Raw genomic sequence first — 3,355 nt, 5'->3', positions numbered from 1 at the left:
GCAATCGCTCGACATCGACGCGGTCAGTCTTCGCGCGACGCACCCGACGATCAACCTGCAGACTTGCCGGATCAATGACGTAGTTGCGGATGCCGTGTGCTTCGAGCAGGCGGTGGAGCCAGAAGCCGTCGTAGCCAGCTTCGTAGCAAGAAACGATTTCCACGCGCTGCTTTGTTTCTCTGGCAACTCGCGTCCGGATCCGCTAGCACAGATCCAACAGCTCCTTCTCATCGCAGGGCTTCAACGTGTGGCGACCGACCTTGTTGGACAAGGGCGTGTTGACGGCAACAATCCAACTTTTCTTGCTTAATTCGATTGCAAGAAGACAGCGTACGGCGTCATCATGGGTTGCGGCGGGCGGCAGGTTGTTCACTGTCCGGGCTTCCATCAGCGACTCTCCTATGCACCTGGTGGGAAGGTAGAAACCGAAGCGGTAACACACCTCCTGTCCGTCGCGCCTGCATAGGATCTACTTTGGCAGATTTATTCTGCCGGTGCTTTTTACGGATTCGCCTTCTGCAGTGTGGGCATCGGAGAGATGGCGGTCGAAGGACGAGATCGACGACGGCTTGGCGTACCGCCGGTAAAATAGGCTGAGGCGGAGGCCCGTTAATTCCTTTTTCCGTCCCGCTTGTGCGAGACGACAGTGTTGCAAGAAGGCGTAGGCGATCATGGCTATCAGCGCGTGGCAATGCAGACCTGGCCAGGATCGCCAGTCTAAGTGATCAAGCTCGAGTACCTCTTTCAACTGCTGATGTCGCCAATCCATCGTGCCTTGATGGGGGCGGCTTATGTGCGCAAGTCCATCGTGGCGAGCAGGTTGGCGAGATAGTATTTTTTCCCTGACGTCCTGTGTTCGCTGATCAGCCAAGCCTTCTCACCGGAAAGATGCTGCTGGCCTTTATTCCTGATCCGCTGGGGAGGTCCACCGGGCGATCTGCACCCAAACCGCAGCAAACGGGCTTTCAATCGGCCATTCGTCCTCGTTCGCCAACTCACATTTTGCCACTTGGAGTCGGCGAGCATGTCTTCGGCCGGGCGCGACAGGATGTCCGGAATGTACCGCTTGTGGGGACGCCCTCGCTTGGCGAGCGGCCAGATCAGCTTGACGCCAAAATGGGTACACTTCAGGTGGCGCGGGATGCCAACAGCCCAGGCCAGCCCACGTGCCGAGAGCCTTTATCGAAACGGCGCACTGAGGCCGTATCCAGCGCCCGCCATCACACAACCGAAGCGCATGCCGGCCGCCATCGCGCGATCAATCTCAACCAAAGCGATGTCTGGCTTGGACCGTGGCGCCTGATATTCGACTGGTACGCCGGCGGGCTTCAACCGTGTGGCATCGTTTGTCCAGCTCTCGGGGAAGAGGAGAGAATGCGGTCATTGGCACTTTCACCACGCGCGAGCATCAGCGACACCAATGTTTGGCGATTCGCTGTTCTGCCCACGGCAGGGGCCCATTGAGCCGTGACACCGAGAGCGTTCGCTCTTCTTTGGCACCGCGGTGTCGTCGATAACCAGCACCTCATTATCGCCGCCGACAAGCCGGTCGGCTTGATTGCGCAGCTCAGTTTACAGCGGAGCCGCATCCCAGACGCCATCAGCGATGAAATGGTGCCGATGATCGTATTCGCCCGCCGCAAAGCGCTGCGCCATCGGTTGAATGCTTTGCGCTCACCGGTGCGGCGCGGCGATCAAAGTGAGTGAGTTCTTTCCCAGACCGTCGCGCTATACACCGGGCCGATCAACTCCGCAACGTAAAGTCGGACACGCTCGTCGCCGGGCCTTATGAACCAACCGATCCAGGAGTGGTTTCGGCCAACATTCAAACTCGTCTTCCCAATCCGACGTCGCTTTCCCCATGGTCGCCCCCTCCAAAGGCCGCCCCCTACGAATCATCGAAAAATCGATTCGGGACTCCTCACAGGCTTACCAGATCGAAAATTTGCCAAACTAGTGCTAGCACTACTTTGGCAGAGTTTATTTTCGGTGCGGGTGCTCACGGATTTGTCTCGTGCAATAAGGGCATCGCGGCGTTTGCGATCGAAGAATGCGATTGACGATGGCGTGGCGCACGGCCGGCAAGCTCGGCTGAGGTGGCAATCCGTTGATTCTTTTTTTCCGCCCCGCTTGTGCGAGGCAACGCTGTTGCAAGAAGGCGTAGGCGATCATTGTCATCAGTGCGTGACGATGAAGACCTTGCCAGGATCGCCCCTCAAAGTGATCAAGCCCGAGTTCTTCTTTCGCCTGCTGATGAGCCTTCTCGCAAATCCATTGTGCCTTGATGGTGGCAGCTAATGTGCGCAGATCTGCCGCAGCGGGCAGGTTCGCAAGATAGTATTTCTTTTCCCCTGACGTCCTGTGTTCGCCGATCAGCCAAGCCTTCTCGCCGGGAAGATGCTGCTGGCCCTTGTCCTTGATCCGCTGCGGTGGCCCATCGGCAATCCGACCCCGAACTGCGGCAAAACGAGCTTTCAATCGACCTTTGGTCCCGTTTCGCCAGCTCACAGTTTGCCACTTTGAACCGGCGAGCATGTCTTCGGCTGGCTTCGACAGGATGTCTGGAATGAACCGCTTACGGGGGCGACCTCGCGCAACAACCGGCCAGATCAGCCTGACGTCGACCGGGTAGACCTTCAAGTGACGAGGGATGCCAACGGCCCAAGCCAGCCCGCGTGCCGTGAGCCCTTGTCGAAACGGCGCGCTGAGGCCGTATCCAGCATCCGCCAGCACACAACCGAAGCGCATGCCGACTGCTATCGCGCGATCAACCTCGGCCAAAGCGATCTCAGGCTTGGATCGTTCGACCGGCACGCCTGCTCGCTTCAAACGTGCGGCATCGCTTATCCAACTCTCCGGTAGGAAGAGACGCAATGCGATCATCACCGGCACCTCACGGCGCGCAAGCGTCAGTGATACCAAGGTTTGGCAATTTGCTGTTTTGCCAAGAGCCGACGCATATTGCGCAGCGACACCAACCGAGCGTTCGCCCTTCTTCGGCATCGCGGTGTCATCGATGACCAGCACCGCATCCTTGCCGCCGACAAGCCGGTCGGCCTGAATGAACAGTTCTGACTCCAGCGCAGTCGCGTCCCAGACGCCATCGGCGATGAAATGGTGCAGCTGATCATAGTTGGCCACCGCAAAGCGTTCCGCCATCGGCTGAACGCTTTTCCGCTCACCAGGGCCGATCAACCCCGCAACATAAAGCGGACACATCCGCTGCCGGGTCTTGTGACCCAACCGATCCAGGAACGGCTCGGCATCCGCAACTACGTCATTGATCCGGCAAGTCTGCAGGTTGATCGTCGGGTGCGTCGCGCGAAGACTGACCGCGTCGATGTCGAGCGATTGC

At 58.6% G+C, this 3,355-nt stretch carries 1 protein-coding gene and 3 pseudogenes; all 4 read right to left on the bottom strand.

Annotation, left to right across the window (positions count from 1 at the left end):
- Window positions 1–151: pseudogene (locus YUO_RS48410) on the bottom strand (IS110 family transposase); the annotation flags it as partial.
- Window positions 152–202: 51 nt separating this feature from the next.
- Window positions 203–388 carry a hypothetical protein gene (locus YUO_RS49265; RefSeq protein WP_028351705.1) on the bottom strand — a complete coding sequence of 62 codons (186 nt, stop codon included), beginning with the start codon at window positions 386–388 and terminating at the stop codon, window positions 203–205.
- Between the two features lie 113 nt (window positions 389–501).
- Window positions 502–1,863: pseudogene (locus YUO_RS45835) on the bottom strand (IS701 family transposase).
- Window positions 1,864–1,999: 136 nt separating this feature from the next.
- Window positions 2,000–3,306, bottom strand: a pseudogene (locus YUO_RS43390) (IS701 family transposase).
- Between the last annotated feature and the right edge of the window lie 49 nt (window positions 3,307–3,355).

It is taken from the genome of Bradyrhizobium murdochi (assembly GCF_000472965.1).
Lineage (GTDB): Bacteria > Pseudomonadota > Alphaproteobacteria > Rhizobiales > Xanthobacteraceae > Bradyrhizobium > Bradyrhizobium murdochi.
Note: the sequence above shows the minus strand (reverse complement) of the source record. Positions and strands in the feature narration are given on the sequence as shown.

Excerpts from the sequence above, each read along its gene's own strand:
- YUO_RS49265 (WP_028351705.1), bottom strand. The coding sequence starts at position 388 with ATGGAAGCCCGGACAGTGAACAACCTGCCGCCCGCCGCAACCCATGAT.